The organism is Roseburia sp. MSJ-14 (assembly GCF_018918225.1).
Taxonomy (GTDB): Bacteria; Bacillota; Clostridia; order Lachnospirales; family Lachnospiraceae; genus Petralouisia.
This window is the reverse complement of the sequence record NZ_JAHLQD010000056.1, coordinates 96,983-112,891: the sequence shown is the minus strand read 5'-3', so window position 1 is coordinate 112,891 and position 15,909 is coordinate 96,983. Positions and strand designations below refer to the sequence as shown.

Annotated in this window: 11 protein-coding genes; all 11 read left to right on the top strand. The window is 38.8% G+C overall.

Features of this window, described 5'->3' with window-relative positions; genetic code table 11:
- Nucleotides 1-53 precede the first annotated feature (53 nt).
- The 11 genes from ftsH (at nt 54) to KQI83_RS16050 (ending at nt 15,833) form a co-directional block, all read left to right on the top strand.
- Nucleotides 54-2,315, top strand: a complete 2,262-nt coding sequence (gene ftsH / locus KQI83_RS16100; RefSeq protein WP_216560146.1) for an ATP-dependent zinc metalloprotease FtsH — start codon at nt 54-56, stop codon at nt 2,313-2,315.
- Nucleotides 2,315-4,183 carry an excinuclease ABC subunit UvrC gene (gene uvrC, locus KQI83_RS16095; protein ID WP_216560144.1) on the top strand — a complete coding sequence of 623 codons (1,869 nt, stop codon included), beginning with the start codon at nt 2,315-2,317 and terminating at the stop codon, nt 4,181-4,183. The genes ftsH and uvrC overlap by 1 nt, the downstream gene beginning before the upstream one ends.
- A gap of 75 nt (nt 4,184-4,258) precedes the next feature.
- On the top strand, nt 4,259-5,206 hold the full coding sequence (hprK, locus tag KQI83_RS16090; protein ID WP_216560142.1) for an HPr(Ser) kinase/phosphatase: 948 nt from the start codon (nt 4,259-4,261) through the stop codon (nt 5,204-5,206).
- Between the two features lie 28 nt (nt 5,207-5,234).
- Complete coding sequence (locus KQI83_RS16085; protein ID WP_216560140.1) at nt 5,235-6,629, top strand: aminopeptidase; 1,395 nt, start codon at nt 5,235-5,237, stop codon at nt 6,627-6,629.
- Nucleotide 6,630: 1 nt separating this feature from the next.
- Complete coding sequence (murB, locus tag KQI83_RS16080; RefSeq protein ID WP_216560138.1) at nt 6,631-7,539, top strand: UDP-N-acetylmuramate dehydrogenase; 909 nt, start codon at nt 6,631-6,633, stop codon at nt 7,537-7,539.
- Nucleotides 7,540-7,552: 13 nt separating this feature from the next.
- Nucleotides 7,553-8,428 (top strand): RNase adapter RapZ, encoded by an 876-nt coding sequence (rapZ, locus tag KQI83_RS16075; protein WP_216560135.1) that lies wholly within the window; start codon nt 7,553-7,555, stop codon nt 8,426-8,428.
- A 2-nt stretch (nt 8,429-8,430) separates the two neighbouring features.
- Complete coding sequence (gene whiA / locus KQI83_RS16070; RefSeq protein WP_216560133.1) at nt 8,431-9,375, top strand: DNA-binding protein WhiA; 945 nt, start codon at nt 8,431-8,433, stop codon at nt 9,373-9,375.
- 19 nt (nt 9,376-9,394) lie between these two features.
- A complete protein-coding gene (locus KQI83_RS16065; protein ID WP_216560130.1) occupies nt 9,395-10,345 on the top strand; it encodes a diacylglycerol/lipid kinase family protein in 951 nt (316 codons plus the stop codon).
- Between the two features lie 134 nt (nt 10,346-10,479).
- Nucleotides 10,480-11,346 carry a class II fructose-1,6-bisphosphate aldolase gene (fba, locus tag KQI83_RS16060; protein ID WP_216560127.1) on the top strand — a complete coding sequence of 289 codons (867 nt, stop codon included), beginning with the start codon at nt 10,480-10,482 and terminating at the stop codon, nt 11,344-11,346.
- Between the two features lie 300 nt (nt 11,347-11,646).
- Nucleotides 11,647-13,761: a glutamine synthetase III family protein gene (locus KQI83_RS16055; RefSeq protein ID WP_216560125.1), complete on the top strand. Its 2,115-nt coding sequence runs from the start codon at nt 11,647-11,649 to the stop codon at nt 13,759-13,761.
- Between the two features lie 320 nt (nt 13,762-14,081).
- Nucleotides 14,082-15,833, top strand: a complete 1,752-nt coding sequence (locus KQI83_RS16050) for an ammonium transporter (RefSeq protein ID WP_216560123.1) — start codon at nt 14,082-14,084, stop codon at nt 15,831-15,833.
- Nucleotides 15,834-15,909 lie beyond the last annotated feature (76 nt).

Sequence of the window (15,909 nt, the reverse complement as noted above, 5' to 3'; positions counted from 1 at the left end):
ATAATAATAAGCGTATCGCCGATAGAAGATGCGGTATGTTTAGGAGGAAATAAATGGAGAACAAAGGAAATAATAACAATAATGGCGGTGGGAATAATAATGGCAAAGGCGGTAATAACAAGAATGGAATGACAATTTTAATCTTTTGTCTGACCGCATTGCTGGTATTGTTCTTTGTAAGCATGTTGAATAGCTGCGTGAATAAGGCATTGAATCAGGAAATTTCATATTCCAAGTTTTTGGAAAAAGTAGAAAATGATGAAGTGAAGAGCGTTGTTTTTGATAATGGAAAGATTCAGATAGAAACAACCGATAATGGAAATAAAAGTGCTCTTCCGAAAATTACTTATTACACAGCGCAGTTAAATGATGATAGTTTGATACCATTGTTAAAAAAACACAATGTAGATATGTCAGGAACCATAGAAGATGTATCTTCTGCAATCCTTTGGAACATATTAAGTTATATTATTCCATTGGCATTGGTTTGGGTACTGCTGTACTTCTTAATTTTCCGCAAGATGGGAAGCGGCGGAATGATGGGTGTAGGAAAGACTACAGCCAAAGTTTATGTAGAAAAGTCCACGGGAGTTACCTTCAAAGATGTAGCCGGACAGGACGAAGCAAAGGAATCCCTGCAAGAAGTTGTTGACTTTTTGCATAATCCGAAGAAATATACCGATATTGGAGCAAAGCTTCCGAAGGGTGCATTGCTTGTAGGACCTCCGGGAACAGGTAAGACTTTGTTGGCAAAGGCAGTAGCCGGAGAGGCAAAGGTACCGTTTTTCTCATTGGCAGGTTCAGACTTTGTAGAAATGTTTGTAGGTGTGGGTGCATCCCGTGTAAGAGATTTGTTCAAGGAAGCACAAAAGCAGGCACCATGTATCATATTTATTGATGAAATTGATGCAATCGGTAAGAGTCGAGACAGCCGATACGGTGGAAACGATGAACGTGAGCAGACTTTGAATCAGTTGTTGGCAGAAATGGATGGATTTGATACCTCTAAGGGACTTTTGATTTTGGCAGCAACGAACAGACCGGAAGTTTTGGATAAGGCTTTATTAAGACCGGGACGTTTTGACCGTAGAATTATTGTAGATAAGCCGGATTTGAAGGGAAGAGTAGAGACGCTGAAAGTACATGCCAAGAATGTACTGATGGATGACAGCGTGGACTTAGAGGCAATCGCATTGGCAACCTCCGGTGCAGTTGGTTCCGATTTGGCAAATATGATTAATGAAGCTGCAATTAATGCAGTAAAAAATGGAAGAAAATATGTAACTCAGGCAGATTTATTTGAATCTGTAGAAGTGGTTATTGCAGGTAAAGAGAAGAAAGACCGTATCATGGGACCAAAAGAAAAGAAAATGGTTGCATACCATGAAGTGGGTCATGCCTTGGTAACTGCATTACAAAAGGATGCAGAGCCGGTACAGAAGATTACCATTGTACCAAGAACCATGGGCGCATTGGGATACACAATGCAGGTACCGGAAGAAGAAAAATACCTGATGACTAAGAATGAGTTGATTGCCCATCTGGTTACTTATATGGGTGGTCGTGCCGCAGAAGAGATTGTATTTGATTCGGTAACAACCGGTGCATCTAATGATATTGAACAGGCAACTAAAATGGCACGAGCTATGGTGACTCAGTATGGTATGTCAGAGAAGTTCGGATTGATGGGATTAGTAACGGTTGAAAATCAATACTTAGACGGACGTGCAAGTCTCAATTGTGGAGAAGAAACAGCCGCTCAGATTGATCAGGAAGTCATGAAGATTTTGAAAGAAAGCTATGACGAAGCAAAGAGACTTTTGACAGAGAATAGGGATATTTTAGATGAGGTTTCAGATTATCTGTATCAGCACGAGACGATTACAGGTAAGGAATTTATGCAGATTTTCCGCAGAATGAAGGGAATTCCGGAGCCGGAAGAAAAGACTGAAGCAGAAAAAGCAGCAGAGCAATTCCAGGCAGAGGAAAAACAGGCAGAAGAAAAGCAGGCAGAACAAAAACAAACAGAGAAAAAGCCGGAAGAAAACAAAGAGGAAGTTTCGGTAGAAAAAGAGGAATCTGCAAAACCGGAAGAGAAGCCGGAAGAAAAACCAGAAGTGGTAGAAGTAGCAGAACCGGAAGAGAAAGCTGAGACAACAGAAGAAAAGCCGGAAAAACAGCAGGTAGAAGCAAAAACAGAAGAAAAACCGGTTCAGACAATAGAAAAACAGCCGGAACAAAAAGCTGCATTTGTTTCACCAAAACCAAAGGAAGATGAAGATTATCTGGATAAATTATTAAAAGGAATGAAATAATGTTTGATATTCAAGAAGAATTGAAGAAACTCCCACAGAAACCGGGAGTGTATATCATGCATGATGCAGACGATACGATTATCTATGTGGGGAAGGCAATCAGCCTTCGCAATCGTGTCCGTCAGTATTTTCGCCCAAGTCATGACGAAGGAATTCGAAAAGACCAGATGGTGAAGCAGATTGCAAGATTTGAATACATTATTACCGATTCAGAACTGGAAGCCTTGATATTAGAATGTAATCTAATCAAGGAACATCGACCAAAATATAATACGATGTTACGGGATGATAAGTCGTATCCTTATATTAGAGTGACTCTGGGAGAAGCTTTTCCCAGAGTCCTCTTTTCACGTCAGATGAAAAAAGACAAATCTCGTTATTTTGGTCCCTATACCAGTGCCGGAGCAGTAAAAGATACCATAGAGTTATTAAGAAAAATCTACCAGTTGCGTACTTGTAATCGTACACTTCCAAGAGATACCGGCAAGGACAGACCATGCCTGAATTATCATATTCATCAGTGTATGGCACCTTGTCAAGGCTATATCAGTCAGGAAGAGTATCGCAAGCGAATCGATAAGGCAATCGAATTTTTAAACGGAAACTATCAGCCGGTATTAAAAGAATTAGAAGAAAAGATGCAACAGGCATCGGAAAATCTGGAATTTGAAAAAGCAATCGAATACCGAGAACTTTTGAATAGTGTAAAACAGGTAGCACAAAAGCAGAAAATCACCAACTCAGACGGAGAAGATAAGGATGTTATTGCCATAGCATCAGATAGAGAAGATGCAGTGGTGCAGGTATTTTTTGTGCGGGATGGAAAACTAATCGGAAGAGATCATTTTCATGTACGAGTAGGAAGTGATGATACAAAAAGTCAGGTATTAGCAGAGTTTATCAAACAGTTTTATGCAGGAACACCTTTTATTCCAAAAGAAATTATGCTACCGGAAGAAATAGAAGAAGCAGATGTTATCAGTCAATGGCTTACAGAAAAGCGAGGACAAAAGGTTTATATCCGTGTACCGAAAAAAGGCAACAAGGAAAAACTGGTAGAACTGGCAGCGAAAAATGCGGCAATGGTATTGAGTCAGGATAAGGAAAAAATCAAGCGTGAAGAAGGCAGAACCATTGGAGCATTGAAGGAGATCGCGGGACTTTTGGAGATGGAACATTTAAGCCGTATTGAAGCATTTGATATTTCCAATATTAATGGATTTGAGACAGTAGGTTCCATGATTGTCTATGAAAAAGGAAAGCCCAAGCGAAGTGATTATCGTAAGTTTAAGTTGAAAACCATTACAGGACCGGATGATTATGGTTCCATGTATGAAGTGCTTACCCGAAGATTTACACATGGTATGCGGGAACGAGCAGAACGCAAAGAGCAAAACTTAGAGCAAGAATATGGAAGTTTTACCAAATTCCCGGATTTGATTATGATGGATGGTGGAAAAGGTCAGGTAAATGTGGCGTTAAAAGTACTGGATGAATTAAAACTGAACGTTCCGGTATGTGGTATGGTAAAGGATGATAATCATAGAACACGCGGGTTATACTATAATAATCAGGAAATTCCTATCGAAAAAAGCAGCGAAGGATTCAAACTGATAACCAGAGTGCAGGACGAAGCCCATCGATTTGCCATTGAATACCACAGATCATTGCGTAGTAAAGAGCAGGTACACTCCGTATTGGATGATATTCCGGGAATTGGACCGGCCAGAAGAAAGGCATTAATGCGCCGCTTCTTATCACTGAATGCCATTCGTGAGGCAGATATAGAAACACTGGCACAAGTAGATGCCATGAATGAACAGTCAGCACGGGCAGTTTATGAATTTTTCCATCCCTCAGATAGTTGAAGAAGTGGGGCTTCTATGCTAAAATAAGGAAAGTATATAACAAAAACTGGAAACGTTCCAGGAAGGAGAAAAAGTATGACAGGTGTAAGTATAAAAAAAATCATTGATAAAATGAAATTAAAGGTTTTAAATCCAGAGGTAGATGTAAAGTCAAGATATGTTACAGTTGCAGATGTAAACCGTCCGGCATTACAGCTTACCGGATATTTTGAACATTTTGAAAAAGATAGAGTAGAAATTATCGGTATGGTAGAATACACTTACCTGCAAAAATTAGAAGAAAATGAAAAACTCGATATATATAAAAAGTTTTTCTCCTATGACATTCCTTGTGTTATATTTTCCCGAAACTTACAGCCGGATGAGGACTTATTGCGAATTGCCACAGAGAATAACACACCGGTGTTGTCTACGGATTACGCAACTTCTTCCTTTGTAGCAGAGCTGATTTATTACTTAAAGGAAGAACTTGCACCTTGTATTTCCATCCACGGTGTATTGGTAGACGTATACGGCGAAGGTCTTTTGATTACAGGAGAAAGCGGAATCGGAAAGAGTGAAGCTGCACTGGAATTAATAAAAAGAGGACATCGTCTGGTAAGTGATGATGTAGTAGAAATTCGTAAAATTAATGAGCATACCTTAGTGGGAACTGCACCGGATATTACCCGTTACTTTATTGAGTTACGAGGAATCGGAATTATTGATGTAAAGACCTTGTTTGGTGTAGAGTGTGTAAAGGAAAAACAAAACATTGACTTGGTAATCAAGCTGGAAGACTGGAAAAAAGAAAATGAATATGACCGTCTGGGATTAGAGGAAGAATATACAGAATTTTTAGGTAATAAAGTTGTATGTCATTCTCTGCCGATTCGTCCGGGAAGAAATCTTGCGGTTATTTGTGAATCTGCCGCAGTTAATCACAGACAAAAGAAGATGGGATATAATGCCGCACAGGAATTATATCGCCGTGTTCAGGCAAATCTGCAAAAAAACAGTGACGATGACGAGAATGAAGAATAAGATATAGACAGAAGAGAGGAACTAAAAAATGGAAAGAAAAAATGCATGGGAAAAGTATCCGGAAGGAAAAAGAGAAGAAGTATTTACTTTTGCGGAAGGATACAGAAAATTTATATCTGATTGCAAAACAGAAAGAGAATGCGTAAGAGAATTAATTGCGCAGGCACAGCAGGCGGGATTTGAAAATCTGGATGATGTAATTGCAGCAGGAAAGACATTAAAAACCGGAGATAAAGTATATGCACAAAATATGGGAAAGACCCTGGCATTGTTTGTGATTGGAAAACAGCCATTAGAAAAGGGAATGAACATTTTAGGAGCACATATTGACTCCCCAAGACTAGATTTAAAACAAAATCCATTATATGAAGATACTGATATGGCATTATTAGATACCCACTATTATGGTGGAGTAAAGAAATATCAGTGGGTAACACTTCCATTAGCATTACACGGTGTAGTAGTAAAAAAAGATGGAACAGTTATCAATGTAAGCATCGGTGAAAAGGAAGATGATCCGGTATTTGGTATCAGCGATTTGTTGATTCATCTTGCAGGAGAGCAGATGGAGAAAAAGGCTGCCAAAGTAATAGAAGGGGAACAGCTTGACGTATTAGTGGGAAGCATTCCGTTCTTAAATGAAAAAGACAAAGAAAAGAGCAAAGATGCAGTAAAGGCAAATGTATTAAATATCTTAAAAGAGCAATATAATATAGAAGAAGATGATTTCCTGTCAGCAGAAATCGAAGTAGTACCGGCAGGAAAAGCAAGAGATTACGGATTTGACCGTAGTATGATTATGGGATACGGACACGACGACAGAGTTTGTGCATACCCATCCTTTGTAGCAACTGTAGAGGCAGGAACCTGTGAAAAAACAAGCGTGTGCCTTTTAGTAGACAAGGAAGAAATCGGAAGCGTAGGAGCTACCGGTATGCAGTCTAAGTTCTTTACTTACGCTGTGGCAGAAATTATGGAAGCAATGGGCGGATACAGCCAAATCGCATTTAATCGTGCCATGACAAACTCAAAGGTACTTTCTTCTGACGTAAGTGCAGCATATGACCCATTATATGCATCTGTAATGGAGAAAAAGAATGCAGCTTATTTCGGAAAAGGATTGGTATTCAACAAATATACCGGTTCCAGAGGAAAAGGCGGTTCTAACGATGCAAATCCGGAATACATGGCAGAATTACGAAAAATCATGGATGAAAATAATGTGGCATTCCAGACATCAGAACTTGGAAAAGTAGATCAGGGTGGCGGCGGAACAATCGCATACATTCTGGCAAACTATAACATGTCCGTCATTGACAGTGGAGTAGCAGTATTGAACATGCATGCACCGTGGGAAATTATTAGTAAAGTAGATATTTATGAAGCAAAACGTGGTTATACAGCATTTTTGAAAGAGGCATAAAGTGAATCCAACATTTTTAGAAGCGTTACAAAAGATATTGGAAAAAGAACAATATAAAATAGCAGAACCAATGAGCAGTCACATTACCTTCCGTGTGGGAGGTAATGCTGACTGTTATATCAAGCCATCCATTCACCAGTTACCGGAAGTATTAAAATTGTGTAAGCAATATCAGCAGCCTTTTATGGTAATTGGAAACGGAAGCAATTTACTGGTGGGCGACAAGGGAATTCGCGGAGTAGTGATTGAACTTGGTAAGCCGGCAAGTGCGGTTCGCATAGAAGAAAATAAGGTCATAGCAGAGGCAGGAGCAATGCTGTCTGCGGTGGCAAGACAGGCTGCCAGAGAGGGACTTTCCGGAATGGAATTTGCTTCCGGAATTCCCGGAACAATCGGTGGTGCAGTTGTGATGAATGCAGGTGCTTATGGCGGAGAAATGAAAGATATCATTACTTCCGTTACTGTACTTACCCAAGAGGGAGAGCAAAAAAAGCTGTCCTTAGAGGAACTTGAGTTAGGCTACCGACACAGTTGTATTCCGGAAAAGGAATACATTGTACTGAACGCAGAATTACAGTTGTTTTTTGAAGAAAAAGAAAAAATAGAAGCCAGAATGGAAGAGTTAAAGCAGCAACGTGTTTCAAAACAGCCGTTAGAATATCCCAGTGCCGGAAGTACCTTCAAACGTCCGGAAGGATATTTTGCAGGAAAACTAATTCAGGATGCAGGACTTCGCGGCTTTCAGGTAGGCGGAGCACAGGTATCAGAAAAGCACTGTGGTTTTGTAATCAACAAAGACCATGCCACAGCCGCAGATATTGATTGTTTAATAAAAGAGGTACAGCAGAAGGTAGAACAGCAATTTGGCGTAAAACTGGAAACAGAGGTAAAGTACGTCGGTGAGTTTTAGAGGAGGAAATGCAATGAAGTTTGTAATTTTAACAGGAATGTCCGGAGCTGGAAAAAGTACTGCTTTAAAGATGCTGGAAGATATGGGATATTTTTGCGTTGACAATCTTCCGATTGCATTAATTGAAAAATTTGCAGAGCTGGCAGATATGCCGGGGTCAGAAACACAAAAAGTTGCGGTTGGAATTGATATCCGAAGCGGACAACATTTAGAGGGACTTCAAGGTGTGCTGGAAAATCTGCGTAACAATGGAAAACAATTTCAGATTCTTTATCTGGATTCCACAGACGAGGTGCTGGTAAAACGTTATAAAGAGACGCGAAGAACACATCCTTTGTCAGGCGGAGAACGTGTAGACCGTGGTATTGCAGAAGAACGTGTGCGTATGGAATTTTTGAAAAAGCAGGCAGATTATATATTAGATACCAGCAATATGCTCACAAGGGAATTGAAGACAGAACTGGAAAAGATTTTTGTGCAGAATCAAAGTTATCGCAACTTATTTATTACAATCGTTTCCTTTGGCTTTAAGTATGGAATACCAACGGATTCCGATTTAGTGTTTGATGTGCGTTTTTTGCCAAATCCTTATTATGTAGAGGGGCTTCGGGCAAAAACAGGAAATGATAAAGAGATTCAGGAATTTGTGATGAAATACAAAGAAGCCAACGAATTCCTGGACAAATTAGAGGATATGTTGCGTTTTTTGATTCCAAATTACATTGCAGAAGGAAAAACACAGTTAGTCATCAGTATCGGCTGTACCGGAGGAAAACATCGTTCCGTTACACTGGCAAATGCGTTGTATCATAGATTAGAAAATGAAAAAGAATTTGGAATTAAAATAGAACACAGAGATATTCAAAAGGATGCTTTGAGGAGGAGTTGATTATGTCTTTTTCGGGAGAAGTAAAAGAAGAATTGTCCCGTCAGTTTCAAAAAAGCAGACATTGTCAAATCGCAGAGATAGCTGCAATTTTAGCCTTTGAGGGTAGAGTAGAAGAAGATTCTGTACTGCGTGTGTATACAGAAAACATATCTTTGGCAAGAAAATATTTTATGCTGATAAAGAAAACATTTCATGCAGAAGTAAAAATTGCAGTCCGTCAAGGCGGATACCTTCACAAAAGCCGGATTTATGTGATTTCCCTGCTAAATCCAAAAGAGTCTGGCAGGGTACTTCAGGCAGTCAAGTGGCAGGATGAACAAGGGCAGGATATCCGAAGTGATGAATTGGTACATGGACTGCTGGTGCAGAATAGTTGTTGCCGGAGGGCATTTATTCGTGGGGCATTTTTAAGTGCCGGTTCCATGAGTGATCCGGAGAAGTCTTATCATTTTGAAATTGTATGTGCTACAGAAAAGAAAGCAACACAGTTAATGGAAATCATTAACAGTTTTGATATAGATGCAAAGATTGTACCGCGAAAGAAAAATTATGTGGTATATGTAAAAGAAGGTGCCCAGATAGTTGATATGCTCAATATCATGGAAGCACATGTGGCATTGATGAACTTGGAGAATGTGCGCATTTTAAAAGAGATGCGCAATTCCGTAAATCGGCAGGTAAATTGTGAAACTGCCAATATTAATAAGACCGTAAATGCTGCGGTAAAGCAGATTGAAGATATTAATTATATTCAAGAAACGGTGGGACTGGAAAGTCTACCGGCAAATCTGCAAGAAATTGCAGAAGTAAGATTAAAGTATCCGGAGGCAGCACTAAAAGAGCTTGGGACATTTCTAGAGCCGACAGTAGGAAAATCCGGAGTAAATCATCGCTTACGCAAGATATGTGAAATTGCAGAAGAGATGAGAGGAAAAGCAAAGGGATAAAAGGAGCTTGAGGGTTGGGATGAAAAAGAGAAAAAAGCTTTTATTTGTACTGAATCCATATTCAGGAAAAGGACAGATTAAAAACAAATTATTAGAAATCGTGGATATTTTTGTGAAAAACGGGTATCGTGTTACTGTTCATACCACACAATGTCCACAGGATGCAATGCATCTGGTAGAAAAGACAGCAGGAAAATATGATTTGGTAGTGTGCAGCGGCGGAGACGGTACTCTAGATGAAACCGTAACCGGAATGATGCGAAGAGAAGAAAGAGTGCCTATCGGATACATACCGGCAGGAAGCACCAATGATTTTGCAGGTTCACTGAAAATACCAAAAAGAATGGAAAAAGCAGCAGAAGTGGCAGTAGAAGGTGTGCCATTTTCCTGCGATATAGGAAGGTTTAACGGTGATTATTTTGTATACATAGCTGCCTTTGGTATTTTTACAGATGTTTCTTATGGAACCAGTCAGGAACTGAAAAATCGTATCGGTCATGCAGCATACATTATCGAAGGATTAAAACGCTTACATACCATAAAGTCCTATCATATGCGTGTAGAATATGAAGATAAAGTAATTGAGGACGATTTTATTTATGGAATGGTAAGCAATTCTACTTCTGCCGGAGGATTTAAGAATATTACAGGAAAAGATGTAAAGTTGGATGATGGTGTATTTGAAGTGACATTGATACGTATGCCGAAAAATCCGCTGGAATTAAATGAGATTATCACCTGTCTTACCAATATGAGACAAAGTACAGAATACATATACTCTTTCAAAACAGATAAAATTAAGTTTATTTCCCAAGAGGAAACCCCATGGACACTGGATGGAGAATATGGTGGAAGTCATACGGAGCTTGTGATTGAAAACGAGGAGAAAGCAGTGGAAATTATGGTAAAATCCGATGCAAAGTTTCTCCCAAAACAGCAAAAAGAGCAAGGTATTGGACAAATTGTCTAAATTTTAACAAACTTATGGATGAGATTTTGTAGTGTCACCTCTTTCTTTTTTTACAAAAATAGAGTACACTATAAACATAAAGCGGAGAATCCGCAGAGTGGTTTCAAATAATAAAATTAATGGAGGAACAGAAAATGTTAGTATCAGCAACAGAAATGTTAAAGAAAGCAAAAGCCGGCCATTATGCAGTAGGTCAGTTCAATATCAACAACTTGGAGTGGACAAAGTCTATCTTACTTACAGCACAGGAATTAAACTCCCCAGTTATTTTAGGTGTATCTGAAGGTGCTGGAAAATACATGACAGGATTTAAGACTGTTGCAGCAATGGTAAAAGCAATGGATGAAGAACTTGGAATTACAGTTCCGGTTGCATTACATTTAGATCATGGTACTTATGAAGGATGCTATAAGTGTATCAAAGCAGGATTTACTTCTATTATGTTTGATGGTTCTCATTACCCAATCGAAGAAAACATCGAAAAAACACGCGAATTAGTAGCAGTTGCTCATGGTATGGGAATGTCTATCGAAGCAGAAGTTGGTTCTATCGGTGGAGAAGAAGACGGTGTTATCGGTGCAGGTGAGTGTGCAGATCCAAACGAGTGTAAAGCAATTGCAGACCTTGGTGTGGATATGTTAGCAGCAGGTATCGGAAATATCCATGGTAAATATCCAGCAAACTGGGCAGGATTAAGCTTTGAAACATTAGATGCAGTTCAGCAGAAAACAGGTATTATGCCATTAGTTCTTCACGGTGGTACAGGAATCCCTGCTGATATGATTAAGAAAGCAATTTCTCTTGGTGTATCTAAGATTAACGTTAATACAGAATGCCAGTTAGCATTCCAGGAAGCAACTCGTAAGTACATCGAAGCTGGAAAAGACTTAGAAGGAAAAGGATTTGACCCTCGTAAGTTATTAGCTCCAGGTGCAGAAGCTATCAAAGCAACTGTAAAAGAAAAGATGGAATTATTCGGTTCTGTAGGAAAAGCAGAATAATTGCTACTTTTTAGGTAGAGAAAATACTACTTTGGTAATTTAAACAAAAAAAGAAGCAAAAATTAAGTATTTTTGTCTGAATTGAGAAAAATAAAATTTTTCTAAAGATACTATTGATTTTTTCTAAAAAGTAGAGTATCTTAATAGCAGACATAAAACAAACGTGTAGAACAAGGGTGTTCCAATAGGATTGGAATGCCCTTTTTTAATAAGTTTACATAACACGAAATAATTACTTATTATGACTTAGGGGATTGCGTTTGTGTGTTTAAGAATGAGAGAGAGAAAGGATGTAGAGAAATGAGTGAATTGATTAACGTTGCAGAGATTTTCGGTGAAAATGTATTTAACGATTCCGTAATGCAGGAGCGTTTACCGAAAAAGACTTACAAAAAATTAAAGGAAGTAATTGAAGAAGGAAAAGAATTAGATCTTGAAACAGCAGATGTAGTTGCACATGAAATGAAAGAATGGGCAATTGAAAAGGGTGCTACTCATTATACTCACTGGTTCCAGCCATTAACTGGTGTAACAGCAGAGAAACATGATTCCTTTATTACAGCTCCAATGCCAAATGGAAAGGTATTGATGAGCTTCTCCGGAAAAGAGTTAATCAAAGGAGAGCCAGATGCATCTTCTTTCCCATCCGGAGGATTAAGAGCAACTTTTGAAGCTAGAGGATATACAGCATGGGATTGTACTTCTCCAGCATTCGTAAGACAGGATGCAGCAGGTGCAACACTTTGTATTCCAACCGCTTTCTGTTCCTATACAGGAGAAGCTCTTGACCAGAAAACACCATTACTTCGTTCTATGGAAGCAATCAACGAGCAGTCCTTACGTTTATTAAGATTATTTGGAAATACAACATCTAAGAAAGTAACTCCATCTGTTGGACCAGAACAGGAATACTTTATTGTAGACAGAGAAAAATACTTACAAAGAAAAGATTTAATCTTTACAGGTCGTACCTTATTCGGAGCAATGCCACCAAAAGGACAGGAAATGGACGATCATTACTTTGGAGCAATTCGTGAACGTATTGCAGCATACATGAAGGATGTAAACGAAGAGTTATGGAAACTTGGCGTAAGTGCTAAGACACAGCATAACGAAGTTGCACCGGCACAGCACGAATTAGCACCTATTTATGCAGAAGCAAACGTAGCAGTAGACCACAACCAGTTAGTAATGGAAACTTTAAAGAAGGTAGCTGGACGTCACGGACTTCAGTGCTTGCTTCATGAAAAACCATTTGCAGGTGTAAACGGTTCCGGTAAACATAACAACTGGTCAATTACAACAGATGACGGAATCAACTTATTAGAGCCAGGTAAAACACCACATGAGAATATTCAGTTCTTATTAGTATTAACCTGTATCTTAAAAGCAGTAGATAAACATGCTTCCTTACTTCGTGCATCCGCAGCAGACGTAGGAAATGACCACAGATTAGGAGCTAACGAGGCACCACCGGCAATCCTTTCTGTATACTTAGGAGAACAGTTGGAGGATGTATTATCTCAGTTAATCAGTACTGGAGAAGCTACACACAGCTTAACAGGTAAGAAGTTAGAAACTGGTGTTAAGACTTTACCAGACTTTATGAAAGATGCTACCGATAGAAACAGAACATCACCATTTGCGTTTACCGGAAACAAATTTGAATTCCGTATGGTAGGTTCTAAAGATTCTATTGCACAGCCAAACATCGTATTAAATACAATCGTTGCAGAAGCATTTTCAGAAGCTTGCGACGTACTTGAAAAAGCAGATGATTTCGATTTAGCTGTACATGATTTGATTAAAGAATATGCTACAGAACATCAGAGAATCGTATTCAACGGTAACGGATACTCTGATGAATGGGTTGCAGAAGCCGAAAGACGTGGATTACCAAACATCAAATCCATGGTTGATGCAATTCCGGCATATATTGCAGAAGAAAATGTTGCTGCATTTGAAAAATTCCATGTATTTACAAAGACAGAGTTAGAGTCTCGTGTTGAAATCGAATATGAAACATATGCAAAGACAATCAATATCGAAGCTAAATCTATGATTGATATTGTAGGAAAACAGATTATTCCGGCAGTTATCAAATACACAACTGCACTTGCAACATCCGTAAATGCAGTAAAGGCAGCTTGCGATGCTGACGTAAGTACTCAGGTTGAATTATTAAATGAAACATCTGATTTATTAACAGATGTAAAGACTGCTCTTGCAAAATTAGTAGATGTTACTGAAAAGGGCGGAGCTATGGAAGAAGGAAAAAATCAGGCAGTATTCTACAGAGATGAGGTAAAGACAGCAATGGATGCATTAAGAGAGCCTGTTGACAAACTTGAAATGATTGTTGATAAGGAAATGTGGCCAATGCCATCTTATGGAGATTTAATCTTCGAAGTATAAGAATAAGACTGGTAACCTCCCTGAAAAGGGAGGATGCCAGGTAACCGAAGTCACCTGGCATTATTATGAAAAAGTTTATTCAAATAGTAATTTTTAATTACTGGGAATTATCATTTACTATGATTTTATTATATGGAGAAGAAATGAAGTTTCCGTGTTCGCAAGGTGAAAGATTTTTGAATGTATCATGAATAAATTGTGAACAAAAGAAAATAAAAATACGATGCTTTTTTCGAGCCACAAAGCTGTGGATAACGGGAAAAGTATCGTTTTTTTTATAAAAAAATCTATTGAAAAATAGAAAAAGAGGAGGAATTATTATGACAGAAGATGCAATTGTAAGCTTGGTAAGTGAACATACCTTTGGTATATGGTTTTTGATAGGTGCTGCACTGGTATTCTGGATGCAGGCAGGATTTGCAATGGTAGAGGCAGGATTTACCAGAGCAAAAAATACAGGAAATATTTTAATGAAAAACTTAATGGACTTTTGTATTGGTACCGTAGTGTTCATTTTAATTGGTTTTTCACTTTTGCTGGGTGAGGATTTAGTAGGATTTATTGGAAAACCGGGATTTGATATTTTTACAGCATATGCAGATTTTGATTTTTCAAATTTTGTATTTAACTTAGTATTCTGTGCAACTACAGCAACCATCGTATCCGGTGCTATGGCAGAAAGAACCAAATTTTTGTCTTACTGTATTTATTCCGGTGTTATTTCCGCACTGATTTATCCAATTGAAGCACATTGGATTTGGGGCGGAGGCTGGTTATCTCAGTTAGGCTTCCATGATTTTGCAGGTTCTTGTGCAATTCACATGGTAGGTGGTATTTCTGCACTGATTGGTGCTAAGATTCTCGGACCTCGTATTGGTAAATTTAACAGAGATAAATCCGGAAAAGTTACAAAAGTAAATGCATTTCCGGGACACAATTTACCTCTTGGATGTTTAGGATGTTTCATTCTTTGGTTTGGATGGTATGGATTCAATGGTGCTGCTTGTACCAGTATCCCACAGTTAGGATCTGTATTCCTTACAACAACAGTAGCTCCGGCAACTGCAACAGTAGTATGTATGGTATTTACATGGATTAAATATGGAAAACCGGATGTTTCTATGTGCTTGAATGCTTCTTTGGCAGGTTTGGTAGCAATTACAGCACCTTGTGATGTGACAGATTGTGTAGGAGCACTTATCATTGGTGCCGTAGCAGGTTTATTGGTAGTATTTGGTGTATGGCTGTTAGATTATAAATTACATGTAGATGACCCGGTAGGTGCCGTAGCTGTTCATATGATGAATGGTATCTGGGGAACAATTGCAGTTGGTTTGTTTGCAACTACTTCTGCTCCGGGAAATGATAGTGTAAAAGGATTATTTTATGGTGGAGGATTTCATCAGTTAGGAATTCAGTTGTTAGGATTTGTAACCGTAGCATCTTGGACAGCAATAACTATCACAATCGCATTCTTAATTATTAAGGCAACAATTGGTTTGCGTGTCAGTGAAGAAGAAGAAATCGTTGGTTTGGATGCAATGGAACATGGTATTGCATCAGCATACTCCGGATTTAGTATCATGGATGTTTCCAACACTATGACCATGGATGTAAATGAAAATACAAATCTTGGAACAGAAAGCTACGAAGATGCATCTAATGCTCAGAAGGATGCAGCTGTAAAAGTAGTTTCCGCAGTTCCAAAGGATGTAACAGGTATGTATAAGGTTGTTATTATTGCGAAATTATCACGCTATGATAAGCTGAGAAAGGCAATGAATGACTTAGGTGTAACAGGTATGACAGTAACGCAGGTTATGGGTTGTGGAATCCAGAGAGGTGCTGGTGAGAAATATCGTGGTGTTGAAATGGATGCAACCTTGTTGCCAAAGGTTAAAGTTGAAGTTATCGTAGGTAATATACCAGTAGATAAAGTAATTGAAACAGCGAAAAAGACACTCTATACCGGTCATATCGGTGATGGAAAAATATTCGTATACGATGTTGCGAAAGTTGTTAAAGTTCGTACCGGCGAAGAAGATATGCAGGCTTTGCTGGATGTGGAATAGGTATTATCTAATCCCCTTAGTTAGTATATACATCAACAGAGGGAGGGCCCGGAAGGATTTCCGGGCTTTCTTTCTA

Excerpts from the sequence above, each read along its gene's own strand:
- ftsH (WP_216560146.1), top strand. The coding sequence starts at position 54 with ATGGAGAACAAAGGAAATAATAACAATAATGGCGGTGGGAATAATAAT.
- uvrC (WP_216560144.1), top strand. The coding sequence starts at position 2,315 with ATGTTTGATATTCAAGAAGAATTGAAGAAACTCCCACAGAAACCGGGA.
- hprK (WP_216560142.1), top strand. The coding sequence starts at position 4,259 with ATGACAGGTGTAAGTATAAAAAAAATCATTGATAAAATGAAATTAAAG.
- KQI83_RS16085 (WP_216560140.1), top strand. The coding sequence starts at position 5,235 with ATGGAAAGAAAAAATGCATGGGAAAAGTATCCGGAAGGAAAAAGAGAA.
- rapZ (WP_216560135.1), top strand. The coding sequence starts at position 7,553 with ATGAAGTTTGTAATTTTAACAGGAATGTCCGGAGCTGGAAAAAGTACT.
- whiA (WP_216560133.1), top strand. The coding sequence starts at position 8,431 with ATGTCTTTTTCGGGAGAAGTAAAAGAAGAATTGTCCCGTCAGTTTCAA.
- KQI83_RS16065 (WP_216560130.1), top strand. The coding sequence starts at position 9,395 with ATGAAAAAGAGAAAAAAGCTTTTATTTGTACTGAATCCATATTCAGGA.
- fba (WP_216560127.1), top strand. The coding sequence starts at position 10,480 with ATGTTAGTATCAGCAACAGAAATGTTAAAGAAAGCAAAAGCCGGCCAT.
- KQI83_RS16055 (WP_216560125.1), top strand. The coding sequence starts at position 11,647 with ATGAGTGAATTGATTAACGTTGCAGAGATTTTCGGTGAAAATGTATTT.
- KQI83_RS16050 (WP_216560123.1), top strand. The coding sequence starts at position 14,082 with ATGACAGAAGATGCAATTGTAAGCTTGGTAAGTGAACATACCTTTGGT.